This window comes from Paracoccus jeotgali (assembly GCF_002865605.1).
Classification (GTDB): Bacteria; Pseudomonadota; Alphaproteobacteria; order Rhodobacterales; family Rhodobacteraceae; genus Paracoccus; species Paracoccus jeotgali.
Genome location: NZ_CP025583.1, coordinates 1,608,611 through 1,633,588 on the forward strand (window position 1 = coordinate 1,608,611; position 24,978 = coordinate 1,633,588).

At 67.3% G+C, this 24,978-nt stretch carries 23 protein-coding genes; 2 read left to right on the forward strand and 21 right to left on the reverse strand.

Annotated elements, in window-relative coordinates; genetic code table 11:
• Nucleotides 1-4: 4 nt before the first annotated feature.
• From CYR75_RS07845 to CYR75_RS07855, 3 genes are all read right to left on the reverse strand, one after another.
• On the reverse strand, nt 5-307 hold the full coding sequence (locus CYR75_RS07845) for an I78 family peptidase inhibitor (protein WP_101499536.1): 303 nt from the start codon (nt 305-307) through the stop codon (nt 5-7).
• Between the two features lie 111 nt (nt 308-418).
• Entirely contained in the window at nt 419-1,054 is a 636-nt protein-coding gene (parA, locus tag CYR75_RS07850; protein WP_101499537.1) for a ParA family partition ATPase, read from the reverse strand.
• Nucleotides 1,055-1,144: 90 nt separating this feature from the next.
• On the reverse strand, nt 1,145-1,468 hold the full coding sequence (locus CYR75_RS07855; RefSeq protein ID WP_101499538.1) for an antibiotic biosynthesis monooxygenase family protein: 324 nt from the start codon (nt 1,466-1,468) through the stop codon (nt 1,145-1,147).
• Nucleotides 1,469-1,590: 122 nt separating this feature from the next.
• Here CYR75_RS07855 and CYR75_RS07860 point away from each other — a divergent pair, with 122 nt between their 5' ends.
• Nucleotides 1,591-2,640, forward strand: coding sequence for a dipeptidase (locus CYR75_RS07860; RefSeq protein WP_101499539.1), 1,050 nt, complete (start codon nt 1,591-1,593; stop codon nt 2,638-2,640).
• On the opposite strand, the gene CYR75_RS07865 is transcribed toward CYR75_RS07860, so the two are convergent.
• The 7 genes from CYR75_RS07865 to CYR75_RS07895 form a co-directional block, all read right to left on the reverse strand.
• Entirely contained in the window at nt 2,618-3,286 is a 669-nt protein-coding gene (locus tag CYR75_RS07865; RefSeq protein ID WP_101499540.1) for a thiamine diphosphokinase, read from the reverse strand. The two genes, CYR75_RS07860 and CYR75_RS07865, sit on opposite strands and share 23 nt — an antisense overlap.
• Before the next feature lie 2 nt (nt 3,287-3,288).
• Nucleotides 3,289-3,504 carry a DUF2842 domain-containing protein gene (locus CYR75_RS07870; RefSeq protein ID WP_101499541.1) on the reverse strand — a complete coding sequence of 72 codons (216 nt, stop codon included), beginning with the start codon at nt 3,502-3,504 and terminating at the stop codon, nt 3,289-3,291.
• A 4-nt stretch (nt 3,505-3,508) separates the two neighbouring features.
• The gene (locus CYR75_RS07875; RefSeq protein ID WP_101499542.1) at nt 3,509-4,801 is read right to left on the reverse strand and encodes an adenylosuccinate synthase; all 1,293 of its coding nucleotides are present in this window, start codon (nt 4,799-4,801) and stop codon (nt 3,509-3,511) included.
• Between the two features lie 217 nt (nt 4,802-5,018).
• Nucleotides 5,019-7,673 carry an alanine--tRNA ligase gene (gene alaS, locus CYR75_RS07880; protein WP_101499543.1) on the reverse strand — a complete coding sequence of 885 codons (2,655 nt, stop codon included), beginning with the start codon at nt 7,671-7,673 and terminating at the stop codon, nt 5,019-5,021.
• Between the two features lie 85 nt (nt 7,674-7,758).
• Nucleotides 7,759-9,843, reverse strand: coding sequence for a glycine--tRNA ligase subunit beta (gene glyS, locus CYR75_RS07885; protein ID WP_101499544.1), 2,085 nt, complete (start codon nt 9,841-9,843; stop codon nt 7,759-7,761).
• A complete protein-coding gene (locus tag CYR75_RS07890) occupies nt 9,840-10,325 on the reverse strand; it encodes a DUF6446 family protein (protein WP_101499545.1) in 486 nt (161 codons plus the stop codon). The genes glyS and CYR75_RS07890 overlap by 4 nt, the downstream gene beginning before the upstream one ends.
• The gene (locus CYR75_RS07895) at nt 10,322-11,254 is read right to left on the reverse strand and encodes a glycine--tRNA ligase subunit alpha (RefSeq protein WP_101499546.1); all 933 of its coding nucleotides are present in this window, start codon (nt 11,252-11,254) and stop codon (nt 10,322-10,324) included. The genes CYR75_RS07890 and CYR75_RS07895 overlap by 4 nt, the downstream gene beginning before the upstream one ends.
• Nucleotides 11,255-11,360: 106 nt before the next feature.
• Between CYR75_RS07895 and CYR75_RS07900 the strand changes: the two genes are divergently transcribed.
• Entirely contained in the window at nt 11,361-12,827 is a 1,467-nt protein-coding gene (locus CYR75_RS07900; RefSeq protein WP_158644614.1) for a peptidoglycan-binding domain-containing protein, read from the forward strand.
• 82 nt (nt 12,828-12,909) lie between these two features.
• Here the strand turns inward: CYR75_RS07900 and CYR75_RS07905 are convergent, their stop codons facing one another.
• The 11 genes from CYR75_RS07905 to ahbB (CYR75_RS07955) form a co-directional block, all read right to left on the reverse strand.
• On the reverse strand, nt 12,910-14,361 hold the full coding sequence (locus tag CYR75_RS07905) for a TrkH family potassium uptake protein (RefSeq protein WP_101499548.1): 1,452 nt from the start codon (nt 14,359-14,361) through the stop codon (nt 12,910-12,912).
• Between the two features lie 85 nt (nt 14,362-14,446).
• Nucleotides 14,447-15,436 carry a dipeptide ABC transporter ATP-binding protein gene (locus CYR75_RS07910; protein WP_101499549.1) on the reverse strand — a complete coding sequence of 330 codons (990 nt, stop codon included), beginning with the start codon at nt 15,434-15,436 and terminating at the stop codon, nt 14,447-14,449.
• Entirely contained in the window at nt 15,433-16,422 is a 990-nt protein-coding gene (locus CYR75_RS07915; RefSeq protein WP_101499550.1) for an ABC transporter ATP-binding protein, read from the reverse strand. Before CYR75_RS07915 ends, CYR75_RS07910 begins: the two co-directional genes overlap by 4 nt.
• Nucleotides 16,423-16,425: 3 nt before the next feature.
• A complete protein-coding gene (locus CYR75_RS07920) occupies nt 16,426-17,295 on the reverse strand; it encodes an ABC transporter permease subunit (RefSeq protein WP_101500945.1) in 870 nt (289 codons plus the stop codon).
• Nucleotides 17,296-17,399: 104 nt separating this feature from the next.
• Entirely contained in the window at nt 17,400-18,407 is a 1,008-nt protein-coding gene (locus tag CYR75_RS07925) for an ABC transporter permease subunit (protein WP_101499551.1), read from the reverse strand.
• Nucleotides 18,408-18,489: 82 nt separating this feature from the next.
• Nucleotides 18,490-20,076, reverse strand: coding sequence for an ABC transporter substrate-binding protein (locus tag CYR75_RS07930; protein WP_101499552.1), 1,587 nt, complete (start codon nt 20,074-20,076; stop codon nt 18,490-18,492).
• A gap of 167 nt (nt 20,077-20,243) precedes the next feature.
• A complete protein-coding gene (locus CYR75_RS07935) occupies nt 20,244-21,827 on the reverse strand; it encodes a cytochrome D1 domain-containing protein (RefSeq protein ID WP_101499553.1) in 1,584 nt (527 codons plus the stop codon).
• Nucleotides 21,802-23,019, reverse strand: a complete 1,218-nt coding sequence (gene nirJ, locus CYR75_RS07940; protein ID WP_101499554.1) for a heme d1 biosynthesis radical SAM protein NirJ — start codon at nt 23,017-23,019, stop codon at nt 21,802-21,804. The genes CYR75_RS07935 and nirJ overlap by 26 nt, the downstream gene beginning before the upstream one ends.
• A 13-nt stretch (nt 23,020-23,032) precedes the next feature.
• Nucleotides 23,033-23,515: a siroheme decarboxylase subunit beta gene (gene ahbB, locus CYR75_RS07945; RefSeq protein ID WP_101499555.1), complete on the reverse strand. Its 483-nt coding sequence runs from the start codon at nt 23,513-23,515 to the stop codon at nt 23,033-23,035.
• Nucleotides 23,512-23,982 (reverse strand): Lrp/AsnC family transcriptional regulator, encoded by a 471-nt coding sequence (locus tag CYR75_RS07950; protein WP_101499556.1) that lies wholly within the window; start codon nt 23,980-23,982, stop codon nt 23,512-23,514. The genes ahbB (CYR75_RS07945) and CYR75_RS07950 overlap by 4 nt, the downstream gene beginning before the upstream one ends.
• Nucleotides 23,982-24,977 (reverse strand): siroheme decarboxylase subunit beta, encoded by a 996-nt coding sequence (gene ahbB / locus CYR75_RS07955; RefSeq protein WP_101499557.1) that lies wholly within the window; start codon nt 24,975-24,977, stop codon nt 23,982-23,984. The genes CYR75_RS07950 and ahbB (CYR75_RS07955) overlap by 1 nt, the downstream gene beginning before the upstream one ends.
• Between the last annotated feature and the right edge of the window lies 1 nt (nt 24,978).

Below are 24,978 nucleotides of genomic sequence, written 5' to 3' on the forward strand. Positions count from 1 at the left end.
CATGTCAGCCGCAGCTCACGCGGATCAGCGTGCCGCTGCGGTCATATTCAAAGTTCAACCGCTCGGGGCGCAGGTCCAGCGTCACCGGATCGCCGGTGCGATAATGGCGGAACTCGGCCCCTGCGGGCAGCGAGATCGCGGGCGATTTCTGCCCCACGAATTGCTGATAGGCGGCAGAGCCGCAGGCGTCGGTTTCGGTCGCGGGCGAGGTCGGGACAACGACGGGATCACTGGCCGGCACGCAGGCGGCGATCCCCATGGGCGCCAGCAGCGCGAGTGCCAGTGCCGATTTGCGAATGTCGGTCATGGAAAATTCCTTTCAACGCAAGGGACGGGCGCGCGGTCTGATCCTTGCGCCCGGTCATGCCGGGAAAAGCCCGGCCGCGTCGAAAAGTTCCCCGGCGGCGTCAGTCGGCGCTTAAGCCCACATCTCCAGCAGTTCGGTTACCAGCGCCTCGATCTCGTCCCGCGCGGGCTTGGCGTCGCTGCGCTCGGCGACTGCCAACCCCTGCCCCAGCGTCTCGGCATAGGCCACGCGGTTGCCGATCTGCGTCGCCGCAAGCGTCGCGCCCAGATCGGCCGCGCCCTGCGCCACCTCGACCCCCAGCCGCGTGTTCGGGCGCGTGCGGTTCATCACGACCAGCACCGAGGCCCGCTCGCGCCGGGCAAGGTCCAGCACGCCCTCGGTCGCCCACAGATCGACCTGCGACGAGGCGACCGGCACCAGCACCAGATCCGCCACCCGCAGCGCCGGGCGCAGGTCGCTGTCGATCTTGGGCGGCGTGTCGATGATGACGACGTCGAAGCGCTTCTTCAGCTTTTCGCTTTCATAAGACGCACCCCAGGCGGACGAGGTTGAAAACTCCAGCCCCTCATCCTCGCCGAAACGCGCCATGCGCTCCATGTACCACCGGCCAAGGCTGCCTTGCGGGTCGGTATCGATCAGCGCCACGCCCAGACCGCGCCGGCGCAGCGCGACGGCCAGATTGACGGCCATGGTTGTCTTGCCCGAGCCGCCCTTTTGCTGCGCCACGGTGATGATGCGTCCGGCCATGCCCTGCGCCCCCTGCCTGTGATGGGCGCGACCCTAGCCGCCCCGGCCCGGATTTGCACGGAGTTTCTGCACCTGCATCATACCCCGCGCTCAGCCGTCATAGACGGAATGCAGCTCGTACATCACCGGCTCGAAGCTGCGGCACAGCGCGTTGATGACGCGGTTGCGCTCTCGCATCTCGGGGGTGCGCAGCATGGCCTGATAGTCGCCCCGGTCGCGCCACTGGGAATAGGTCGCGACGCGGGTCTGGGCGTCGTTCAGATGCACCGCGCCGCCGATGAAACCGGGCTGGCGGCTGATGACCTTGTCCCACGCATCGGTCAGCGCGTCGATCAGATCATGCGCCGTGCCGGGGGTGACCTCAAAGGTGGTGATGACGGTCTGGCCGTCAAAGTCGGGGCTGATCCGTGGCATGGCTGGCTCTTTCCAAAATTGGCTGTGCCGGGTCAGACTGCCACGGATCGGCGCGGGCGGAAAGACGGTTGCGACGGCACGGGCGGCGACGCAAACTGCCGCCGAACTGCAAGGAGCCCGCGATGATTCCGGTGTTTGACGGCCATAATGATTTCCTGCAACGGCTGGTGGCACCGGGGGCCGACCCGGCGGCGATCTGGGCCGAGGGCGATGGCAGCGGCCATATCGACCTGCCCCGGCTGCGCGCGGGCGGCATGTTCGGCGGGTTTTTCGCGCTGTGGGCGCCTTCGCCCGCCGGGACCGATGGCATCGACTGGAAGGCGCGGCAGGAAAACCCGCCCTATGCCGTGCCTCTGGATCAGCCGATCCCCACCGGCCCCGCGACCGAGCATATGCTGCGCCTTGCCGGGCAGTTGGCGGCGCTGGAACGCAGCGGGACCCTGACGATTTGTCGCAGCGTGGCCGATATCGAGACCGCGCGCGATCAGGGCCGCATCGCCGCCATCCTGCATATGGAGGGGGCCGAGGGCGTGGCCGACCCCGATGTGCTGCATCTGTGGCATACGCTCGGCCTGCGCTCGCTGGGGCCGGTCTGGTCGCGGGCGAACGCGCATGGCCACGGCGTGCCCTTCGCCTTTCCCGGCGACCCGGATACCGGCCCCGGCCTTAGCGATCAGGGCAAGGCGCTGATCGCGGAATGCGACCGGCTGCGGATCATGGTCGATCTGGCGCATCTGAACGCCAAGGGGATCGAGGATGTGGCCCGGATCAGCGGCGCGCCGCTCGTCTCGACCCATTCCGGGGCACATGCCGTCGCGCCCTCGACCCGCAACCTGACCGACGCGCAATTGCAGATGATCGCGGCGACCGGGGGCGTCGTGGGCCTGAACTTTGCTGCGGGCTTCGTGCGGCCCGACGGGCGGCGCCTGCCCTTTGACGGGTTCGACCCCTATCTGCGCCATCTCGACCACCTGCTGACCCATCTGGGCGAGGACGGGGTGGCGCTCGGCTCGGACTTCGACGGGGCGCTGATGCCGAACGATCTGGCCGACGCGGCCGCCCTGCCCCGGCTGGTCGAGGCGATGCGGGCGCATGGCTATGACACGCCGCTTCTGGAGAAAATCTGCTGGCGGAACTGGCTGTCGCTGCTTAGCCGGACGTGGCAGCGGTAAGCGCCGCCAGCGCCAGATCCAGACAGTCGCGCGGCAACAGCCCGATCACCGGCCCCGTCACCGCCAGCGTCACCGGCCCAAGCGCCGCGTTCGAGGTGCCGATGGAGCCGTCGGGCGCAAAGGCGATGCCGTCGATCGGCCACAGCAGCCCGGTGCTGCGCCCCTGCGCCGGCCCCATCGGAAACAGCGAGACACGGGTGCCGGGCGCCAGCGGCAGGTCAAGCTGCGGCGGGACGGCAAAGGCGATATCCTCGGCCGTCAGCATGATGCAGGGCAGATGGCGGTGGCGCACCATCACGTTCAGCGCCGCCAGCGTGTGATCCAGCCGGCGCCCCGAAAACCCGGTGGCGATGACAAAGGGCGCCTCGATCCGCGTCAGCGCCTTGGCGAAATCGGTGCTGTCCTGCTCGGCCACATGCAGCAGGCGGTCCGGCCCCAAAGCGGCGCGGGCGGCGTCCGAGATCGAATCGAGGTCTCCGATCGCCCGGACCGGCATGTGACCCAGGGCAAGCGCGGCGTCGGCCCCGCCATCGGCCGCCACCAGACAGGGCGCATGCGCCAGCGCCAGGTCCAGATCGCCCGGTTGCAGCGCGCCGCCGCCGATCAGCGTCACACCGACCCGGCTGTGCAGCACGCCATCCGCCACGCTCAGTCCTCGGACTTGCCGATGCCGCTGAAGACGCGGCGGAAGGGCAGGATCCAGACGATGCCCAGGAACATGACCAGCAGCCCCTCGGCCCAGATCGGCAGGCGGCCCCAGCGGTCGTTGACATAGGCCAGCAGCATCCAGGCGACGGCGATATAGCCCGGCAGCCCGATGATCAGGATCAGCAGCGACAGGCGCTTGCGGGTCTTGAGGTCCATCGGCTCAGTCCGCGAAGGGGTCGGTGACAAGGATGGTGTCGTCCCGCTCGGGCGAGGTCGACAGCAGCGCCACCGGGCACTGGATCAGCTCTTCGACGCGGCGGACATATTTGATCGCGGCGGCGGGCAGATCGGCCCAGCTGCGCGCGCCTTGCGTCGATTCCTGCCAGCCCTCCATCTCTTCATAGATGGGCCGGACGCGGGCCTGCAGCGCGGCCGCGGTGGGCAGATAGTCATAGGTCTCGCCGTCGATCTCGTAGCCGGTGCAGATCTTCAGCGTGTCGAAGCCGTCCAGCACATCCAGCTTGGTCAGGGCGATGCCGTTGACGCCGGAAATCGCACAGGTCTGGCGCACCAGCACGGCATCGAACCAGCCGCAGCGGCGCTTGCGGCCGGTGACAGTGCCGAATTCATGGCCCCGCTCGCCCAGCCGCTGGCCGTCGGCGTCGTGAAGCTCGGTCGGGAACGGGCCTTCGCCGACGCGGGTGGTATAGGCCTTGACGATGCCCAGCACGAAGTCGATGGCGCTCGGCCCCATGCCGGTGCCGGTCGCGGCCATGCCCGACATGGTCGTGGACGAGGTGACATAGGGATAGGTGCCGAAATCGATGTCCAGCAGGCTGCCCTGCGCGCCTTCGAACAGGATGCGCTTGCCGGCGCGGCGGGCCTCGTTCATCACCTTCCAGACCGGCGCGGCATAGGACAGCAGCTTGGGCGCGATCTCGACCAGCGCGGCCTTCAGCGCGGCGCGGTCGATGGCCTCGGCCCCCAGCCCCTGTCGCAGCGCGTCGTGATGCGCCAGCAGGCGGTCGAGGCGGCTGTCCAGCGTCTCCTCATCCCCCAGATCGGCGAGGCGGATGGCGCGGCGGCCAACCTTGTCCTCGTAAGCCGGGCCGATGCCGCGACCGGTGGTGCCGATCTTGGCCGTGCCCGCCGCCTGCTCGCGGATCTGGTCCAGATCCTGATGCAGCGGCAGGATCAGCGGCGTGTTTTCCGCGATCAGCAGGTTGTCGGTGTCGATGCGGACGCCCTGTGCGGACAGCTTGTCGATTTCCGCAAACAGCGCCCAAGGGTCCAGCACGACGCCGTTGCCGATCACCGCCAGCTTGCCCGGCCGCACGATCCCCGAGGGCAGCAGCGACAGCTTATACACCGTCTCGCCGATGACCAGCGTGTGCCCGGCATTATGGCCGCCCTGAAAGCGGGCGATGATCTCGGCCCGTTCCGAGAGCCAGTCGACGATCTTGCCCTTGCCTTCGTCGCCCCATTGCGCGCCGACCACCACGACATTGGCCATTTTGCTTTCCTTCCGCGATCACGAATGCCGCGGCTGGTATAGTCGGCCTGCGGGACGGGGGGAAGCGTCATTCGTGGCGGTCGGGGCGCCTGCAGTGGGGACGCATGACGCGACAGCCCCCAAGGACGGGGTCCAGGGGGGCTGCCGGTCAGTTTCGCCATGTCGCGCCGGTTCCGGCGCGGGTTCTTCGTCATGTCGCGCCGGTTCCGGCGCGCGGTCAGGCCGCCGCGATCACCGCCTCGACCGCCGCAATCGCCGCGTCGGCGGCATCCAGCGACGGCGCGCCGCCCTGCGCCCGGTCGGGACGCCCGCCGCCGCCCTTGCCGCCCAGCGCCTCGGTCGCGGCCTGCACCATCGACACCGCGCTGAGCCGGTCGGTCAGATCGCCGGTCACGCCCGCGGCCACGGTCGCCTTGCCGTCCGACCCGCCCAGCACCAGCACTGCGCCGCTGCCTAGCTGCGACTTCATCTCATCGACCAGCGCCCCCAGCTCCTTGCCCGAGACGCCTTCGACGACGCGCCCGACAAAGCGCACGCCGCCGACATCCTTGGCCTCGGCCGCGCCACTGCCGCCCATGGCGAGCTGGCGCTTGAGCTGCGCGACCTCATTGGCCAGCGCGCGCCGCTCATCCGCCAGCGCGCGGACCCTGTTGACCACATCGCCCGACTGCGCCTTGAGGATGCCCGCGATCTCGGACAGTTCGCGGTCCACGCGGCGCAGTTCGGCCATGGCGGCGTCGCCGGTCAGCGCCTCGATCCGCCGGATGCCCGCCGCCGAGGCGGTCTCGCCAGTCAGGGCGAACATGCCGATATCGCCGGTGCGCGCAACATGGGTGCCGCCGCAAAGTTCCAGCGAATAGGTCTGCTTGTCGCTGCCCTTGCCCGAGCCTTCCAGCTGCCCCATCGAGACAACCCGCACCTCGTCGCCGTATTTCTCGCCGAACAGCGCCTGCGCACCGATGGCGCGGGCGTCGTCGGGGGTCATGATCCGGGTCTGGACCGGCGCGTTCTGGCGGATGAACTCGTTCACCTCGGCCTCGACCCGGGCGATCTCCTCGGGCGTCAGCGCCTTGTTGTGGCTGAAGTCGAAGCGCAGACGGTCATGCGCGTTCAGCGAGCCGCGCTGCGCGACGTGATCGCCCAGCGCCCGGCGCAGCGCCTCGTGCAGCAGATGTGTGGCCGAATGATTGGCCCGGATCGCCGTGCGGCGGCTGTGATCGACCTCGAGCTTGGCGGCCTGTCCGCGGTCGATGCGGCCCATCGTGACCTCGGCCATGTGGATGAAGATGCCGCCGGATTTCTTGGTGTCGGTGATCCGCGCCATGCCGGATTCGGTCTGGATCGTGCCGCTATCGCCGACCTGACCGCCGGATTCGGCGTAAAAGGGCGACTGGTTGACGACGATCTGCACCGCCTCGCCCTCGCTTGCGCTGTCGATGGGCGAACCGTCGCGGACCAGCGCCAGCACCTGCCCCTCGGCGGTTTCGCTGTCATAGCCCAGAAACTCGGTCGCGCCGTGCTGCTCGGCCAACTCGTACCAGATGGCCGCATCGCGGGTCTCGCCAGAGCCGGCCCAGGCGGCGCGCGCCTGCGCCTTTTGTTCCGCCATGGCGGCATCGAAGCCCTTGATGTCCACCCCGCGCCCCTTTTCGCGCAGCGCGTCCTGCGTCAGGTCGAGCGGGAAGCCATAGGTGTCATACAGCCGGAACGCCGCCTCGCCGGGCAGATCCGCGCCTTCGGGCAGGCGGGAGATCTCGTCGTCGAGCAGGCGCAGGCCGCGATCCAGCGTCTTGCGGAAGCGGGTTTCCTCGGACAGCAGCGATTCCTCGATCATCGCCTGCGCGCGGCCAAGCTCGGGATAGGCCTCGCCCATCTGGCGCACCAGCGCGGGCACCAGCCGGTGCATGACCGGATCGGCTGCGCCCAGCATGTGCACATGGCGCATGGCGCGGCGCATGATCCGGCGCAGCACATAGCCGCGCCCCTCATTGCTGGGCATCACCCCGTCGGCCAGCAGGAAGCTGGTCGAGCGAAGATGGTCGGCGATGACCCGGTGATGGACCTTGCCCGGCCCGTCCGGGTCCGAACTGGTGGCGTTGGCCGAGGCCTCGATCAGCGCGCGCATCAGGTCGGTGTCGTAATTGTCGTGCTTGCCCTGCAGCAGCGCGCCGATGCGTTCCAGCCCCATGCCGGTGTCGATGGACTGCATGTCGAGTTCGCGCATGCTGCCGTCCTCGAACTGCTCGTTCTGCATGAAGACGAGGTTCCAGATCTCGATGAAGCGGTCGCCGTCCTCGTCCTTGCTGCCGGGCGGGCCGCCCCAGATGTGGTCGCCGTGATCGAAGAAGATCTCGGTGCAGGGGCCGCAGGGGCCGGTCGGACCCATGCGCCAGAAATTGTCGTCGCTGGCGATGCGGATGATGCGGTCGTCGGGCAGGCCCGCGACCTTTTTCCACAGCGCCGCCGCCTCGTCATCAGTGTGATAGACGGTGACCAGCAGCTTGTCCTTGGGGATGTCGAAATCGCGGGTCAGAAGTTCCCACGCAAAGGGGATCGCCTGGGCCTTGAAATAGTCGCCGAAGCTGAAATTGCCCAGCATCTCGAAGAAGGTGTGGTGGCGGGCGGTATAGCCCACATTGTCGAGATCGTTGTGCTTGCCGCCCGCGCGCACGCATTTCTGCGAGCTGGTGGCGCGGACATAGTCGCGTTTCTCGACCCCGGTGAACAGGTTCTTGAACTGCACCATTCCCGAATTGGTGAACATCAGCGTCGGGTCGTTGCGCGGCACCAGCGGGCTGGAGGGCACGACGGTATGATCGTTGCGCCGATAGAAGTCGAGGAAGGTCGAGCGGATGTCGTTAAGGCTGGGCATGGCGGCGTGTCCTTGGGGTTTGGACTGATTTAGGGTGCCCGGCGCGTGCTGTCCACGCCGATGAGTATTTAAGCAAAGAAGAAGCCTAGCCCTCGATCCGCCCGAAATCGGCAATCTGGCGGCCGGCGGCGCGGATGCGGTGCAGCAGGTTCAGCCGATTGCGGCGGACGATCTGGTTGTCGGTATTGACCTGCACGGCCTCGAAGAAGGCGTCGATGGGCGCGCGCAGATCGGCGATGGCGGCGAGGGCGGCGGTCACATCCTCGGAGGCGACGGCCTGACGGATCGCCGGTTCGGCGGTGTCGAGTGCAGTGAAAAGGGCGCGTTCCTGATCAGTTTCGGCGAATTTGGGGTCTGCGCCGAAGCTGTATTCGACGCCGTCGCGTTCCTCGGCCTGGGCGAGGATGTTGCTGGCGCGTTTCAGGCCCTGCGTCAGGTTCTGCCCGTCATCCGTGGCGAGGAGCGCGTTCAGCGCGCGTGCCCGGCTGACCACCAGCACCAGATCGTCATTGCCCGGCTGCGCCAGCACCGCGTCGATGATGTCGTGGCGGATGCCCTGGTCGCGGAGATGGACCTTGAGGCGGTCGTGGAGGAAAGAGAGGAGGCTGTCGGCGGCGTCGCTGTCGTCTGCTTTGGGCGCCTCATGCGCGGCGAGGCCGCTTTCGATCAGCTTCGCCAGCGGCAGGCGCTTGTTGTTGTCGACCACCAGACGGATCACACCCAGGGCGGCCCGCCGCAGGGCGAAGGGGTCTTTCGAGCCGGTCGGCTTTTCGTCGATGGCCCAGAAGCCGGTCAGTGTGTCCAGCTTGTCGGCAAGCGCCACGGCGACCGAGACCGGCGCGGTCGGCACCTGATCCGAGGGGCCGAGCGGGGCGTAGTGGTCGCGGGCGGCGTCGGCGATTTCCGGCGGTTCGCCGGCCTCCAACGCGTAATAGCGGCCCATGACGCCCTGCAGTTCCGGGAACTCGCCGACCATGGACGAGCGCAGGTCCAGTTTGGCCAGCCTGGCCGCCCGTTCGGCCTGATCCGGGTCCGCACCGACCATCGGCGCGATCTCGCGGGCAAGGGACGCGATGCGGGCGACGCGGTCGGCCTGACTGCCCAGCTTGTTGTGGAAGGTGACGCTGGCCAGCCCCTGCGACCAGTCATCCATCCTGGCGCGGGCGACGCGCAGGTCGTTGTCCCAGAAGAACGCCGCATCCGACAGCCGCGCCGCCAGCACGCGTTGATTGCCGGCGAGGATGGTGGCGCCGTCATCGGGTGTCTCGATATTGGCGACGGTGACGAAGCCCTCGATCCGGCCGGTCTTGGGGTTGCGGGCCGAGAAGAACTTCTGATGCTCTTTCATCGAGGTCTGCAGCACCTCGGGCGGCAGGTCCAGAAACTGCGGCTCGATCCGGCCCATCAGCGTCACCGGCCATTCGACCAGACCCGCGACCTCGGTCAGCAGGGCCTGATCCTGCACCACCTCGAGCCCGCGGGCGAAGCCCAGATTGTCGGCCTCCTGCGCGATGGCGGATTCGCGTTCGGCGGGGTCGAGCATCACCTTGGCGCGGCGCAGCTTGGCGGCGTAGTCATCAAAGCTGCGGACCGCGAAGGCGTCGGGCGCCATGAAGCGGTGACCGTGCGTCCGGTCGCCGGCGGTGATCCCGTCCACGGTCAGCGGCACGATCTCGGCCCCGCTTTCGTCTTCCAGGATGCACAGGATCGCGTGCAGCGGCCGCACCCAGCGCAGCGAACCGCTGCCCCAACGCATGGATTTGGGCCAGGGAAAGTCGCGGATGGTGCGGGTCAGCACCTCGGCCACGATCTCGGCCGCCGGGCGGCCCGGCTTATCGAAGACGGCGACATAGACCTGCCCCTTCTTCTCGTCGCGGATCTGCAATTCCTCGCGCGTCAACCCGGTCGAGCGCAGGAAGCCCTGCAGCGCCTGTTCCGGCGCATCGACGCGCGGGCCCTTGCGCTCTTCCCGCTGCGGTTTCGACGCGGGGTCCAGCCCCTCGACCGACAGGACCAGCCGGCGCGGGGTCGAGAACGCCCCGGCGCTGGCAAAGGTCAGCCCCGCCTCGACCAGCCCGTCGGTGACCAGCCGCCGCAAGTCGTCCCGCGCACGCGGCTGCATCCGGGCCGGGATTTCTTCCGAGAAAAGCTCGATCAGCAGATTGGTCATTTGATCACTTTCGTCTCTTCGGCGGTTTCGTTCAGCTGATGCCAGGCGAATGCGCGGCCATCGGGATAGACCGCGATGACGCGGTCGACGCCGGGCAGAATGTTGCGTTCGCCAAGAAAAGCCCGCGCGGCACCGCTTTGCAGATCGCCGGTCAGGCCGCGCGCGGAAAAGCAGGAAAACCAGCGCGGCCCGACCAGGGGGGTCGCATCGGGATAGGGCTGCGCGGCCGCGGGCAGCGCCGGGTCGTCCAGACGGAAGCAGGCGCGATAGCGCAGGGGCGAGCTTTCGGCGTCGATGCCGCGGAACTCGCTGACCTGCACGGGCAGCAGCGTGCCCTGGGCATCGGCGAGATGGATCTGCTCGGCCCCGGTGATGTCGTCGACGGGTTCATAGAAGCCGTAGACCTGCATGTAATAGATCGCCATGCCGGTCAGCAGGGCCGACAACAGCAGCATCGAGACGAGGATCTTGCCAGAGCTCATGAGTGCACCTGTGCCAGCGGAGTTTGCATGAAGAGGTCGGCGCAGCGCTTGGTCAGCGCCCGGACCCGTCGGATATAATCGGCCCGCTCGGTCACCGAGATGACGCCGCGCGCGTCGAGCAGGTTGAACAGGTGGCTGGCCTTGATCGCCTGATCATAGGCCGGATGGGCCATGATGATGCGCCGCCCGGCCTCGTCGGCCTCGGCCGCGTCGGCGATGCGTTCGCATTCCGCCTCGGCATCGCGGAAATGGCGGAACAGGTTGTCGGTATCGGCCACGTCGAAATTCCAGCGGCTATATTCCTGCTCGGTCTGGCGAAAGATGTCGCCATAGCTCAGCGGAATGGCGCTGTCGGGGTCGTTGAAGGGCATGTCCATCACATGCTCGACCCCCAGCACATACATCGCCAGCCGTTCCAGCCCATAGGTCAGCTCGCCCGAGACGGGGTGGCAGTCATAGCCCGCGACCTGCTGGAAATAGGTGAACTGCGACACCTCCATCCCGTCGCACCAGACCTCCCATCCCAGACCCCAGGCGCCGAGCGTGGGCGATTCCCAGTCATCCTCGACAAAGCGGACGTCATGGATCAGCGGGTCCAGCCCGATGGCGCGCAGGCTGTCCAGATACAGGTCCTGCAGATCGGGGGGGCTTGGCTTGATGATCACCTGATACTGGTAATAATGCTGCAGCCGGTTGGGGTTCTCGCCATAGCGGCCATCGGTCGGCCGGCGCGAGGGCTGCACATAGGCCGCAGCCCAAGGCCGCGGACCCAGGCTGCGCAGCGTCGTGGCGGGGTGAAAGGTGCCGGCGCCGACCTCCATATCATAGGGTTGCAGGATCGCGCAGCCGCTCTGCGCCCAGTGATCCTGAAGCCGCAGGATCACATCCTGGAAACAACGCGGCTTATCGGCGCGACGGGGGCTGGTCATCCGGGCATCCTTTTTCGTATGTGTGCGGAAACACGCGCGTGTTCTAGGCGCGGCGCAAGGCATGGTCAATCGGACCTGGGCGCGCAGGGATCAAGGGGCTGACAAGATGATGAAGCGTACCGCATTGCTGCTGCTTGGCGCGACCCTGCCCTGGCAGGCCCTGGCCGAGGACGTGTTCATCCGCGTCGAGGCCAAGCGCAGCGAGGCCAGCGCGCAGGCGGCGGCGGTCGCGTGGCAGGAAAAGCTGGGCGATCTGCCGGTGGCGATCTTCCCGCTTGGCAGCGAATGGACGGCGATCGGGCTTGGCCCCCTGCCCCGGGGAGAGGCCGAGGCCCGGATGCAGGCGCTGAAGCAGTCCCGCAGCATCCCCGCCGACAGCCTGCTGACGCAGGCGGAAGGGGTGGACGCGACCGGCATCACCGATGCGGCCAGCGACCGGACCGGCGCGGTCAGCATCGACGACGCGCCCGAACCGGCGGCAAGCGGCAGCCCCTCGACCGCCGGCCTGCCCGGGGATGATGCGGCAGAGGCGGCGCCAGAGGCGGTCGAGCCACCCGCCCCACAACATTACATCCGCATGGCGTCCTTTGCCGACCGGGCCGAGGCCGAGGCCGCGCTGGCCGAACGCCGCCGCAAGATCCCCGAGGCCGGGTTGTGGCAGTTGCCGAATGACCGCTTCGCCATCGTCGCAGGCCCGCTGAGCGAGACGGCGGCCCGGCAATGGCTGAAGGCCCTGCAGGGCGAGGCGATCCCCTCTGACAGCCTGATCGCGACCGGGGACGAGTTGGGTCAGCCGCTTGACCAAGGCACCACCCCCGACTGGCCCGAGGCGCCCGAAACCTCCGCCGAGATGCCGCCGGTGGCCGAGATGCAGGACACGCTGCAATGGGCCGGATTCTATGATGGCGAGATCGACGGCAAGACCGGCCCCCAGACCCGCGCCTCGCTGGCGGCGGCGGTGGCGGCGCAGCGCCAGTCGCCCGATCCGGCGCAGGTGCTGCAGGCGCTGCGCGACGAACGTCAGGCCTGGCGCGACCGCATGGGGTTCGAGACGCTGACCGACGCGCATACCGGGCTGGCCCTGTCCGCGCCGATGACCCGGCTGGAACATGACCGGGACGAACGTGCGCTGTCGATCTATGGCCCCAAAGGCGATTCCGGCGCGGCGTTGATCCTGTTTTCGCAGCCGGGCGGCCAGCAGGAAATGCTGGACATGACCGGGCTGATCACCGCGCTTGGCTGGGTGCCCGCGCCCAGCCGCGACATCGGGCGCGGCAGCGCCAGCCTGTCGGGCCGCGACGAGACCCATATCGGCCGGGCCGAGGCCCGCGTCAGCGATGGCCGGGTCGAGGGCTGGGTGCTGGTCTGGCCGGTCGAGGACGCACAGAACGCCCCGCGCATCGCCTCGGAAATCGCGGCGACCTTCGAGCGCGCCGCGCCGCCGCGGTCGGAACAGCCGGTCGAGGCGGAAGCGGGTGAGGCGGAAAGCGAAGCGACAGCGGCCGAAGGCGAGGCCGTGGACGCACCCGCTGACGTGCCGCAGGCAGATGCGACCGAGGCTTCGGACCAATAGCATTAACGGCGCGGCGTCTCGCCCCTTCGACCACGTCGGATGAAGCCGCGCCCCTGCGGCACGCCGTAAGCACCGACCCCGGCTAGCCGCGCCAGAAGCGCGGCAGCAGCAGCACGAAGACGCTCATCAACTCGAGCCGCCCCAGATACATCCCCAGCGTCATCAGCCATTTCGCGGCGGTGGGAAAGCTGGCGATGCTGCCGTTATAGCTGACCTCGGGGCCCCAGACCGGGCCGATATTGGCAATCGCCGTCCAGGCCCCGGTCAGTGCCGTCTTGGGGTGCAGCCCGGTCAGCGCCAGCCCCACGATCAGCAGACCGAAGGTCAGCACGAACATGGTGAAGAAGGCCATGACCGAATAGACCACGTCATGTTCCAGCCGCTTGCCCGACAGGCGCAGCGAATACAGCCGGTGCGGCGACTGCATACGGCGGATCTGGGCGCGGATCGCCTCGAACAGGACCTGATAGCGGAAGATCTTGACCGAACATCCGGTCGAGCCGGTGCAGCCCCCGATCAGCCCGACGCAGAACAGCACCACAAAGGGCAGATGCCCCCATTCCAGCACATTGGTCGAAGCAAAGCCGGTGCCGGAAAAGATCGTGATGACGTTGAAGGTCGTCTCGCGCACCGTGTCCCAAGGGTGCATGGTCTGGTGGATATACAGCATCCGATAGGCCACGATCACCGCCACGCTGTAGAAGATCCAGCGAAGATAGGTCCGCACCTGCGTGTCGCGCCATAGCGGCACGAAATCGCCGCGCGTGGCCTGGATCATCCGCACGAAGGGGATCGAGGCCAGCACCATGAACAGCGAGGCGACCCATTCCGCCGGGCCGATGAACCCGCCAAAGCTGGCGTCGTAATTGGAAAAACCGCCGGTCGAGCAGGTGGTCAGCGCGTGCAGAAGCGCGTCGTAAAAGCTCATCCCGCTGGCGATGAACATGACCGCGCAGGCGATGGTGATGCCAAGGTAAAGCCACGTCATCTCGGCCGCGATCTGGCCCGCGCGCGGCAGCACCTTGCCCAGCGTGTCGAACCCTTCCGAGCGGAAGAACTGCATCCCACCGACCTTCATCACCGGCAGGAACACCATGGCCACGACTACGATCCCCAGCCCGCCCGACCATTGCAGGATCGCGCGCCACATATTGGCGCCGGGCGGCAGATCGTCGAGTTTCGGGATCGCGGTGGTGCCGGTGGTGGTCAGGCCCGACATCGATTCGAAATAGGCATCGGTGAACGACAGCTTGGGCGCGCCCAGCATCAGCGGCAGCGCCCCGATCAGCGGCAGGACCAGCCACAGCCCCGAGGTCAGCAGAAAGCTCTGCTCGATGGTCAGGCTGCCGGCGCGGGATCGGCTGGCGGTGGCGATCAGCGCCGACAGCACCGTGACGATCAGCATCGACTGGACCATCCGCACCCAGTTCGGATCGCGGGCCTGATAGTCGATCACCGCCGGCAGCGCCATCATCAGGCCCAGCACAAAGCCGATCCGGGCGATCAGGTTGATCACCGGCCGCAGGTCGATCACCGCGCCGCCCCGCCTCTTGTCGCGGCGAGCCACGACTGGCCCGGTACCGCCACGCGCGAGCGAGCCGCGCGTCGCCGGGACCGGATCATGCGGCGGCGGTTTCGTCGTCGGGGACGGGATTATGGCAGGCATAGCAGTGATCCCCCTGCCCCTCCAGCGCGGGCTCGACCGATGTGCAGATCTCAAGCCGGCGCCAGCAGCGCGGGTTGAAGGAACAGCCCGGAGGCTTGTTCATGGGCGAGGGCAACTCGCCAGTCAGCTTGATCCGCTCTTTGCGCAGCGCGGGGTCGGCGACCGGCGTCGCCGACAGCAGCGCCTTGGTATAGGGGTGGCGGGGGCGGGCGAACATCTCGTCCTTGGGGCCGACCTCGACCGGCTGGCCCAGATACAGGACCAGCACCTCGTCGGCGATGTGACGCACCACGGACAGGTCGTGGCTGATGAACAGATAGGCCAGCCCCAGCCGTTCCTGCAGATCCATCAGCAGGTTCAGCACCTGGCTTTGAATCGACAGATCCAGCGCCGAGACGGGCTCGTCCAGCACCAGGATCTTGGGATCCAGCATCAGCGCGCGCGCCACCGCCACCCGCTGCCGCTGCCCGCCCGAGAACATGTGCGGGTAGCGGTCGAAATGCTCGGGGCGCAGGCCGACAAGGGTCAGCATCTCGCGCGCGCGGGCGTCACGCTCGGCGGGTTTGATCTCGGGCCGGTTCAGCAGCAGCGGCTCCATCAGGGTCTGGCCGATGGTCTGGCGCGGGTTCAGGCTGCCGTAAGGGTCCTGAAACACGATCTGCACCATCGCCCGCAGATCGCGGTCGCGAGACGCGCCCTCGGGGCCGATCAGGCGGCCGCCGATGGACAACTCGCCCTCGGTCGGAGGTTCGATCATGGTCACGACGCGGGCCAGCGTGGACTTGCCCGAGCCGGATTCGCCGACCACTGCCAGCGTCCGGCCCGGCGTCAGCGAAAAACTCGCGCCGTCAAGCGCGCGCACCGTCGCCGGGGGCTTCATGAAGCCGCCCTTGACCTCGTAATGGCGTTTCAGGTTCCGGGCGGTCAGGATCGGTTCGCTCATGCGGCTGTCTCCTTGCCGGTTGGCTGGCCGTTGACCAGCGGATAGTGGCAAAGCGCGTGACCCATCGCCGCGCCCGCATCGGGGGGGCGGATGGTCCGGCAACGCTCATCGGCAAAGCGGCAGCGGGGCGAGAACAGGCAACCCTGCGGCCGGTCGAACTGCCCCGGCACGACGCCGGGAATCGTCGGCAGCCGCCGTTCCGTGGCGCGTTCCGGCAGCGCCGCCAGCAGGGCGGCCGTATAGGGGTGGTGGGGGTCGTCGAACAGCCCGCGAACCTCTTGCAGTTCAACGCGTTGGCCGGCGTATTGCACCTGAACCCGCTCGACCGTTTCGGCGACCACGCCCATGTCATGGGTGATCAGAACCAGCGCCATGCCGATCTCTTCCTGCAGGCCGGTCAGCAGTTCCAGGATCTGCGCCTGAATGGTCACGTCCAGCGCCGTCGTCGGCTCGTCCGCGATCAGCAGCTTGGGCTTGTTGGCCAGCGCCATGGCGATCATCGCGCGCTGGCTCATCCCGCCGGAAAGCTGGTGCGGATAGGCCTGCAGGCGCTTTTCGGGCGCCGGGATGCCGACCTGCTGCATCAGTTCGACCGCGCGGTCCTGCCGCTGGCGGCGGTTCATGTCGGTGTGCTTGCGCAGCGATTCGCGGATCTGCCAACCAATGGTGAAGGACGGGTTCAGCGAGGACATCGGCTCTTGAAAGATCATCGAGATGTCGCGCCCGATGATCTTGCGCCGCGCGCGCCCCGACAGCGTCCGCAAATCCTGCCCGTCGAATTGCAGCTTGTCGGCGGTCACGGTCGCGGTCCAGGGCAAAAGCCCCATCAGCGCCAGCATCGACACCGACTTGCCCGAGCCGGATTCGCCCACGATCGCCAGCAGGTCGCGCTGATCGACGGTGACATCGACCCCGTCCACGGCCCGGAACTGGCCCGAAGCGGTGGCGAAATCGACGCTGAGGTTACGGATTTCCAACAGGGCCATGGCTCAGCTCCGCTTCAGTTTCGGATCGAGCGCGTCGCGCAGCCCGTCGCCCATCAGGTTGATCGCCAGCACGGTGATCAGGATGCAGAGGCCGGGGAAGGTGACGACCCACCAGGCGCGCAGGATGAACTCTCGCGCCTCGGCCAGCATGGTCCCCCATTCGGGCGTCGGCGGCTGCGCGCCCATGCCCAGAAAGCCCAGTGCCGCAGTGTCCAGAACGGCGGTGGAAAAGGACAGCGCCGCCTGCACGATGATCGGCGCCAGGCAGTTCGGCAGCACGGTGCGGAACATGATCCGCAGCGGCCGCCCGCCCGCCACCCGCGCCGCGGTGACGTAATCGCGCGAGCGTTCGGACAGCACCGCCGCCCGCGTCAGGCGCACGAAATGGGGCTGCAGGACGACGGCGATAGCGATCATCGCGTTCAGCAGGCTGGGGCCGAGGATCGCCACCAGCACCAGCGCCAGCAGCAGGCTGGGGAAGGACAGCACGATATCCATCAGCCGCATGATCAGCGTGTCCAGCCAGCGCGGCGCAAACCCCGCCACCACGCCCAGCAGCACGCCGAAGGTCGTCGCCAGCGTCACCACCAGCAAGCCGATGAAGAACGAGAACCGCGCGCCAAAGATCAGCCGCGACAGCAGATCGCGGCCCAGCGCATCGGTGCCCAGCAGAAAGCGGGTCGTGCCGCCATCCTGCCAGAAGGGCGGAACCAGCAGCGCGTCGCGATATTGCTCATGCGGGGCATAGGGCGCCAGCAGCGGCGCGAACAGCGCGACCAGCAGAAACAGGACAAAGGCCGCCAGCCCCATGACCGCGCCGCGATTCTCGCGGAAGGACGACCAGAACTCGCGCAGGCGCGAGGGCGGGGCCATCGCACCCGCCGGGGGCGGGGCGTCGGGGGGCAGTCCGGCGGCGCGCTGATCGCCTGCGGGCAGGCGGGCGGCAGAGGCTTCGCTGACGGTATCACTCATGTCGCTCAGCCCTTCCGAATCTTGGGATTGATGAAGCCATAGGTCAGGTCGACGATCAGGTTCACGATCATTACCACGAGCGCGATCAGCAACAGCCCGCCCTGCACCGCCTGATAATCGCGGCGGAAGATCGAATCCACCATCCATTTGCCGATGCCGGGCCATGAAAAGATGGTCTCGGTCAGGATCGCGCCGGCCAGCAGCGTGCCGACCGACAGGCCGATCACCGTGACCACCGGGATCAGCGCGTTGCGCAGCGCATGGATGCCGTTGACGCGCATCGGCGACATGCCCTTGGCGCGGGCGGTGCGGACGTAATCCTCGCCCAGCACCTCGAGCATGGCCGAGCGGGTCTGCCGCGCGATCACCGCCAGCGGGATCGTGGCCAGCGCAATCGTCGGCAGGATCAGATGCGACACGGCCGAGCGGAACGCCCCCGGCTGCCCCGACAGCAGGCTGTCGATCAGCATGAAGCCGGTGGGCTGGTCAAAGAAATACATCAGCCCCAACCGGCCCGACACCGGCGTCCAGCCCAGCGTGCCCGAAAACACGATGATCAGCAGCAGCGCCCACCAGAAGATCGGCATCGAATAACCCACAAGCGCCGTCGACATCAGCGCCTGATCGAAGAACTTGCCGCGATTGACGGCGGCGATGACCCCGGCCGGGATGCCCAGCAAGGTGGCGAGGATGATCGCGCACAGCCCCAGTTCCACCGTGGCCGGAAACAGCGCCATGAATTCGTCCAGCACCGGCCGCTTGGTCACGAAGGACGTGCCCAGATCGCCGTGCAGGATGCCCCAGACATAGTCCAGATATTGCCGCCAGACCGGCTGGTCGAAGCCGAACTGCTGACGCAGCGCCTCGTAGCGTTCGGCGCTGACGCCGCGTTCGCCTGCCAGCAGCAGGATCGGATCGCCGGGCAGCAGGCGGATGAAGGCGAAGGCGATGACCGTCACGCCGATGAAGGTCGGCAGAAAGGTCGCCAGTCGGCGGATCAGAAAGCTCAGCATCGGGGGGTTCCGGGCTTGGCGGGACAGAAACGAGACGGCCGGGCAGCATCATGCCGCCCGGCCGCGAGGCTTGGAAACGGGCCTACTCGGCCAGGCTGACGCCGTAGAAGACGTGGCCGCCGAACGGGTCGATCTTGTAACCCTGGACCTTGCTGCTGATCGGCTCGTTCACGACCGAATGGGCGATGGTGGCCCAGGGCGCCTGATCCTTGAACACGACCTGCGCCTGCTCATACAGCTTGGTGCGCTCGGCCTGATCGGATTCGACCTTGGCCTTCTGGATCAGATCGTCGAACTCTTCATTGCACCACAGCGCGCGGTTGGCGCTGCCCACGGCATCGCAGCCCAGCAGCACTGCGAGGAAGTTGTCCGGGTCGCCATTGTCGCCGGTCCAGCCCAGCAGCACGGCACCGTCGCGGTCCTCGGCCTTGGAGCGTTCCAGATACTCGCCCCACTCGTAGGACACGATCTCGGCCTTGACGCCGACCTTGGCGAAATCGGCCTGGATCATCTCGGCCATGCGGCGGGCGTTGGGGTTGTAGGGACGCTGCACCGGCATCGCCCAGACCTTCATCGACAGATCGGTGACGCCGGCATCTTCCAGCATCTTCTTGGCCGCTTCGGGATCATAGGGGTCGTCTTCGATGGCGTCGTTATAGGACCACATCGTCGGCGGGATCGGGTTCTTGGCCACCGCGCCGGCACCCTGGAAGATCGCGTCGACAATGGCCTTCTTGTCCATCGCCATGTTCAGCGCCTTGCGGACCTCGGGCTTGTCGAAGGGCTCCTGCTTGGTGTTATAGGCCAGATAGCCGACGTTCAGCCCCTCGCGGCTGACAACGTTGATGTTCTCGTCCGACTTCATGGCCTCGAGATCGGCCGGGTTCGGATAGGGCATGACGTGGCATTCGCCGGCCTTCAGCTTCTGGTACCGGACCGAGGCGTCGGGCGTGATCGCAAAGATCAGGTTCTCGATCGCGGCCGGTTCCTGCCAGTAATCGTCGTTGCGGGCAAAGCGGATCACGGCGTCCTTCTGATAGCCCACGAACTTGAACGGGCCGGTGCCGATGGGCTGCTGGTTCATCAGCTCGGGCGTGCCGGCCTCGACCAGCTTGTCGGCATATTCCTTGGACAGGATCGAGGCGAAGGGCATGGCGAGGTTGGCCAGCATCGGCGCCTCGGGGCGCGACAGGATGAACTTGACGGTATAGTCGTCCACCTTCTCGATCGACTTGATCAGGTCGGGCATCGACATCGAGTTATAGTATTCGTAGCTGCCGCCCTGCGTCATCTGATGATAGGGGCTGTCGGCATTGCCCTGACGATCGAAGGTAAAGATCACGTCGTCGGCATTGAAGTCGCGGCTGGGGGTGAAGAAGTCGGTGGTGTGGAACTTCACGCCCTGACGCAGATGAAAGGTGTATTCGGTCCCGTCCTCGCTGACCTCCCAGCTTTCCGCCAGGCCCGGCTCGGTCGAGGTCTCGCCATGGGTGAATTCCACAAGCGTATTCATCACGTTACGCGCCGAAGCATCGAAGGACGTCCCCGAGGTATACAGCGCCGGATCGAACCCCTCGGGCGAACCTTCGGAACAATAGACCAGATTCGCAGCCGAGGCCGCGCTGCCCATCAGCATCGCGGACAGGCTGATCGCGATGAGTTTTCTCATGTTATCTCTCCTGTTGGTATGACGCGCCTCGAAAGGCGCGGTCTTGACCTCGCCAAATTGCCCCGAAGGGGCGTTGAATTGCAAGCGTTTAACTGACGTGACCGTGAACGCGCGCCAGCGCCGCGAAAGGCGGGGGCAAGCGCCCCCTGCCCCCCGTCTCGCCTGCCTCAATGGCTGGTGCCGTCCTCGAAGGTGATCTTGTTCCAGACGTTGTACTTGCCCGAGGGCTTGCGCATCGGCAGGCGCTTGACCTCTTCCAGGGTGGCCGCGTCATAGATCAGCACCGCGCCGTCATCTTCCCACAGCGAGACCAGCACATGACTGCCGTCGCGGGTGAATTCGGCATGGGCGAAGGTCTTGCCCGGAAACGGCTTCAGCGTCTGCACGATTTCCAGCGACTGCTTGTCGATGATGTGCATCTCGTCCTTGTGGTCGCCGATGAAGACATCCGCCCAGACATAGGGCGTGCTGTCATGGCTGCGCAGGAAAAAGCCCGGCCCGTCGGTCTTGACCTGCCCGACCAGCGACCAGTCGGTCATGTCGATCACCGACAGCACGCCCTCGTTCAGATGCGGGGTGGCCATGACCCGGTGCCCGTCGCGCTGCCAGGTGATACCCGACCCCAGATGCGGCATCCCCGGCAGAGGCAGCTCCGCGATCCGCCGCCCGACATCGAGGTTGATGACCACGCCCTTGTCGCCGTCGCGATTGGTGCCGATCAGCTCGCGATAATCGGGGGTGAAGAAGAAATCGTCCAGCGGCTCTTCGATCACGATGCGGCGGCGGGCGAACAGACCAGCCTCGGCGCCCAGCGCCTCGGTCATGCCCTTTTCGTGGCTGTGCACGAAGCCGTCACGGAAGGGGCCGGCGTCGGGGTCGGTGGCGATCTCCCAGATCTCGGGCGCGTCCTTCAGTGCCAGCACGAAGGATTTGCGCGCCGGGGCCTGATAGACCGCCGAGACGCGGCTTTCCGTGCCGTCGCGGGCGGTGACCGGCAGGCTGGCGGCCAGGCTCAGATCCTCGGTCGACAGGATGCTGAGACTCGCGGGCAGGTAGTTCGCCACCGCCAGCCATTTGCCGTCATGGCTCATGGCGATGTTGCGGCTGTTCAGCCCGGCGCGAACGCGGCCGACCTCGGCCAGCGACCAGATGTCGTATTTCTGCACCCAGCCGTCGCGCGACATGATGTAGACAAAGCGCCCGTCGGGGCTGAATTTCGGCCCGCCATGAACGGCAAAGGGCGTCTCGAACCGGTCCAGCACCTCGAAACTGTCACCGTCCAGCACGCTGACGTGGTGGTCGCCGGTCTCGACGACCAGCGTGATGTTCATCGGATCGCCGGAAAACACCGGCGCGGGCGCGGGCACGTAATCCGCGTTCATCGCCCGGCTTTCGGCCACCTGCTCGGGCGACCAGCCGGGATGCCCCTCGACCGGCTGTTTCAGGTAATCGACCAGCGAGGCGATCTGGTCGGGGTCCAGTTCCTCGGCGAAACCCTGCATCTGGGTCAGCGGGCGGCCTTGGGCGATCACGGTCTCGATCCCGCGCACGCGGCCCAGCGTGTCGGGGATCAGCGCCGGGCCGGTGCCGCCCAGACGGTCGTCGCCATGGCACGAGGCGCAGTGTTCGGCATAATCCGCCGCCGCATGGGCGCGGACGGGGCCGGCGGACAGTGCCGCCAGCCCCAGACCTGCCGGCAGCGCGGCCAGCAGAAGAACGGCAAGATCAGTGGAAGCGATGCGCCGGATCATGGCTTTTCCCGCGGAAAGGGGTGACAGAAAGCCGCGCCAGATCGGCGTCATCGACCCCGATTTCCGCCGCGTCCAGATAGCAGGCCGGGTCTTCGGCCCAGGGGTCGCCGGTCAGTTGCAGCGCGCGGATGCGGGTGTTGCCACCGCAGACATCCTTGTGCAAGCACGCCCCGCAGCGCCCCTTGAGCGGGCGCGGCCGCGTCCGCAGCGTGGCGAGGATCGGGTCGTCGCCGGTCCAGATCTCGGAAAACGGGCGTTCCTTGACCGAACCCAGCGTATAGTCGGACCAATAGGTGTCGGGGTGGACCTTGCCCTGCGGGTCGATATTGCCGACCCCAAGCCCCGACGAGTTGCCGCCCCATGCCTTCAGATGCGCGCGCAGATGGGCAATCTTTTCGGCCGGGAAGCGGTCCTTGGCCCAGTTCAGGAAATAGACCGCATCGGCGTCGTTGTTTCCGGTGACAACTTCGAAGGCCTCGCCCGCCTGAACGGCGGCCCATGACCGCTCCATCAGCAGATCGAGCGCGTTGCGGGTGTGGTCGTGGCCGGTATCCTCGGCCCGGTGCTTGTCGCCGCGCCCGGCATAGACCAGATGCGACAGATAGAACTTGTCCACGCCCTCGTCCCGGCACAGATCCAGCATCTCGGGCAGATGGTGGGCGTTGTCGCGGGTGATGGTAAAGCGCAGCCCGACCTTGACGCCGCGCGCCTTGCAGGCCCGAACCCCGGCCAGCGCCTGGTCGAAGGCGCCCTCGACGCCGCGGAACCAGTCATTGACCGCCCCGATCCCGTCCAGCGAGATGCCCACATAGTCAAAGCCCAGATCGGACAGCCGGTCGATGTTCTGCGCGTCGATCCTGGTGCCGTTGGTGGACAGCGACAGGTGGCGGAAGTCCAGCCGCCGCGCCTCCGCCGCAAGCTCCCAGAAATCGAAGCGCGACATCGGCTCGCCGCCCGACAGGATCAGCGCCGGGATGCGGAAATCCGACAGGTCCCGCAGCACGCCCATCGCCTGATCATGGGTCAGCTCGCCCGGAAAGGGCCGATCCGCCGAGACCGTATAGCAGTGACGGCATTTCAGGTTGCAGCTGCGCGTCAGGTTCCAGATCACCACCGGCTTGACCGCCCCCGTGCGCTGCCGGGGCGGGGTCGGGTGCAAAAGCTGGTGCATGTATTGGGTCAGGCGGAACATCGGTTCTCCTCTCCTAGCCGTCGCGCAGGCGAAGGCCGGTCTTTTTCAGGATCCGGGTTGAAAACAGGATGTCATGGGCGGCGCAATCGTCGCCCAGCATCTCGCGGATGATCTGGCGCTTTTCCTCGACCTCATCGCGCGAGCGGCCATGCAGCATGGCGAACAGGTTGTAGCGCCAGACTGGCGCGCGGGGACGCAGATAGCAATGGGTGACGAAATCGAGCGCGCCGATCTGGCGCCCAAGCTCGGTCGCGCGGGCATCGGTGACGTCCCAGACGCTCATCCCGTTGGCGGTCATGCCCAGCGCATAGTGATTGGGCGCAATGGCGATGCGGCGGATGATGCCGCGTTCCTGCATGTCCGCCAGCCGCGCGATGACCTCGTCCTCGGTCAGGTCCAGCGTCTGGGCGATGCGCGCATAAGGGCGCTCGGTCAGGGGCAGGCCCCCTTGGGTCGCGGCGATCACGCGCCGGTCGGTCTGGTCCAACACGCTCATGCCTGCACCCGAAAGCCGATGAAGAATTCTTCCAGTTTGGGGAATTGCCAGACCTTCAGCCCGGTCTCGCTTTCGATGCGCTCGCAGGTCTCGGCGATGCCCTCGGGCTTGCCGGTGGCCAGCACGAACCACATGTTCAGCTCGTGGTCGCGCTGATAGTTATGCGCGACCTCGGGGAAGGCGTTGACGGTCGCCGCGACAAAGTCGAAATCCTGCGGCGGCACCGCCATGGCGCACAGGCAGAACGCGCCCCCCATGGCGGCGGCGTCAAAGAACGGCCCGAACCTTGTCGTGGCGCCGATCTGGCGCAGGCGGGTCAGGCGCGCGATCAGATCCTCGCCCGACAGGCCCAGCGGCTCGGCGGCGGCGGCATAGGGCTCGGGCACCAGGGGAAAGCCTTCCTGCAAGGTGTTGAGAATGGCGCGATCCGTCGCGTCCAGCGCATCTTCGGGCAAAGTTTCACGCATCAGGCCGCCCTCCCCTTGCGGCGTGGTAGTGTATCTGTGGTGATGACGGCCCCGCGCTGGCGAAAGCAGCGGGTGGAAAACAGGATGCGATGCTCGACGCCGTCGAGCTGCGGCAGGGCGCGGGCGCGGTCCAGAACCGCCATCGCCTCGGGGCGCGAGCGGGCGTGGATCATGCAGAACAGCGGAAACTCCCACAGGCCGGGCACGGTGCGGCGCTGATAGCACAGGGTGACGCCGGGGATGCGCGCCAGCGCCTCGCCCGCGGCCTCGATCTGCGCCTCGGGCAGGCGCCAGACGACCATTGCGTTCTCGCGCCAGCCCAGCGCGCGATGCCGCACGATGACGCCGACGCGGGTCAGGATGCGCGCCTGCGCCAGCGCCTCGATCCGCTGCAGGATCTCGGCCTCGGGCCGGTCCAGCGTGGCGGCGAGCGCGGCGAAGGGCTGCGGCACAAGCGCCAGCCCCTGCGACAGCGCCTGCATGATCGGCCGGTCGCCGGGCTGCATCGCGTCCTCATCCGCCGCGCGGTCCAGCGCCATGCTGCGGCGCGGGCCGGACAGCGGAAAGCCCAGATCGATGTTGAAGGCCCGCAGCAGCGGCAGCGACAGGACGGGCAGCCCCGAGGCGTCTTCGATCCGCGCCAGGCTTTCGGCCAGCTGATCCTGATCGGGCGCGGTGGCGACGAACCAGATGTTCCAGTCGCCCTCGCGCAGATAGGAATGGTTGACGCCCGTCTCGGCGTTGACGATTTCCGCGACCTCTTCGATGCGGTCCTCGGGCACGGCCAGCGCCGCCAGCGTCGAGGCCGCCGCCGTATTCGGCCGGCAGGTCGCGCCGACCCGGCTGATCCGGCCCATCTCGCGCATCGCGGCCAGCCGCGACAGCACCTCGGCCTCGGTCAGGTTCAGCGTCTCGCCCATGGCGCGAAAGGGGCGCGACACCAGCGGCATGTCGCGCTGAAACTCATTGAGCAGGCGCAGGTCCAGATCATCCATG

Excerpts from the sequence above, each read along its gene's own strand:
- CYR75_RS07935 (WP_101499553.1), bottom strand. The coding sequence starts at position 21,827 with ATGATCCGGCGCATCGCTTCCACTGATCTTGCCGTTCTTCTGCTGGCC.
- CYR75_RS07875 (WP_101499542.1), bottom strand. The coding sequence starts at position 4,801 with ATGGCCAATGTCGTGGTGGTCGGCGCGCAATGGGGCGACGAAGGCAAG.
- CYR75_RS07950 (WP_101499556.1), bottom strand. The coding sequence starts at position 23,982 with ATGCGTGAAACTTTGCCCGAAGATGCGCTGGACGCGACGGATCGCGCC.
- CYR75_RS07920 (WP_101500945.1), bottom strand. The coding sequence starts at position 17,295 with ATGGCCCCGCCCTCGCGCCTGCGCGAGTTCTGGTCGTCCTTCCGCGAG.
- CYR75_RS07855 (WP_101499538.1), bottom strand. The coding sequence starts at position 1,468 with ATGCCACGGATCAGCCCCGACTTTGACGGCCAGACCGTCATCACCACC.
- nirJ (WP_101499554.1), bottom strand. The coding sequence starts at position 23,019 with ATGTTCCGCCTGACCCAATACATGCACCAGCTTTTGCACCCGACCCCG.
- CYR75_RS07860 (WP_101499539.1), top strand. The coding sequence starts at position 1,591 with ATGATTCCGGTGTTTGACGGCCATAATGATTTCCTGCAACGGCTGGTG.
- CYR75_RS07895 (WP_101499546.1), bottom strand. The coding sequence starts at position 11,254 with ATGACCAGCCCCCGTCGCGCCGATAAGCCGCGTTGTTTCCAGGATGTG.
- CYR75_RS07925 (WP_101499551.1), bottom strand. The coding sequence starts at position 18,407 with ATGCTGAGCTTTCTGATCCGCCGACTGGCGACCTTTCTGCCGACCTTC.
- CYR75_RS07930 (WP_101499552.1), bottom strand. The coding sequence starts at position 20,076 with ATGAGAAAACTCATCGCGATCAGCCTGTCCGCGATGCTGATGGGCAGC.
- CYR75_RS07845 (WP_101499536.1), bottom strand. The coding sequence starts at position 307 with ATGACCGACATTCGCAAATCGGCACTGGCACTCGCGCTGCTGGCGCCC.
- parA (WP_101499537.1), bottom strand. The coding sequence starts at position 1,054 with ATGGCCGGACGCATCATCACCGTGGCGCAGCAAAAGGGCGGCTCGGGC.
- alaS (WP_101499543.1), bottom strand. The coding sequence starts at position 7,673 with ATGCCCAGCCTTAACGACATCCGCTCGACCTTCCTCGACTTCTATCGG.
- ahbB (WP_101499557.1), bottom strand. The coding sequence starts at position 24,977 with ATGGATGATCTGGACCTGCGCCTGCTCAATGAGTTTCAGCGCGACATG.
- CYR75_RS07900 (WP_158644614.1), top strand. The coding sequence starts at position 11,361 with ATGATGAAGCGTACCGCATTGCTGCTGCTTGGCGCGACCCTGCCCTGG.
- CYR75_RS07910 (WP_101499549.1), bottom strand. The coding sequence starts at position 15,436 with ATGAGCGAACCGATCCTGACCGCCCGGAACCTGAAACGCCATTACGAG.
- ahbB (WP_101499555.1), bottom strand. The coding sequence starts at position 23,515 with ATGAGCGTGTTGGACCAGACCGACCGGCGCGTGATCGCCGCGACCCAA.
- glyS (WP_101499544.1), bottom strand. The coding sequence starts at position 9,843 with ATGACCAATCTGCTGATCGAGCTTTTCTCGGAAGAAATCCCGGCCCGG.
- CYR75_RS07915 (WP_101499550.1), bottom strand. The coding sequence starts at position 16,422 with ATGGCCCTGTTGGAAATCCGTAACCTCAGCGTCGATTTCGCCACCGCT.
- CYR75_RS07890 (WP_101499545.1), bottom strand. The coding sequence starts at position 10,325 with ATGAGCTCTGGCAAGATCCTCGTCTCGATGCTGCTGTTGTCGGCCCTG.
- CYR75_RS07870 (WP_101499541.1), bottom strand. The coding sequence starts at position 3,504 with ATGGACCTCAAGACCCGCAAGCGCCTGTCGCTGCTGATCCTGATCATC.